General features: G+C 46.2%; 1 pseudogene. It reads left to right on the forward strand.

The window, feature by feature from the left end:
- A pseudogene (locus C1E99_RS13605) lies at positions 1-413 on the forward strand (transketolase); the annotation flags it as partial.

Consider the following 413-nt stretch of genomic DNA (forward strand, 5'->3'; position numbering starts at 1 on the left):
CGGTCATGGTTCACCAAACAAACAAGGTACAAATGCCGTTCACGGTGCTCCACTTGGTGCAGAAGAAACAGAAGCAACTCGTAAGGCGCTTGATTGGAACTATGGTCCATTTGAAATTCCAGCTGAAGTCTATGCGGACTTTAAAGCTAATGTAGCTGATCGCGGTGCAGCAGCCTACGATGCTTGGGTGAAATTAGTTGAAGACTACAAAGTAGCTCATCCAGAATTAGCAGCTGAAGTAACAGCTATCTTGGAAGGTCGTGACGTAGTTGAAATCAAGCCAGAAGACTTCCCAGTTTACGAAAATGGCTTCTCACAAGCAACTCGTAACTCATCACAAGATGCCCTCAACGCAGCGGCTAAAGTTTTGCCAACCTTCCTTGGAGGTTCAGCTGACTTGGCTCACTCTTTCA

The sequence above is a fragment of the Streptococcus suis genome (assembly GCF_002964045.1).
GTDB classification, from domain to species: Bacteria; Bacillota; Bacilli; order Lactobacillales; family Streptococcaceae; genus Streptococcus; species Streptococcus suis_U.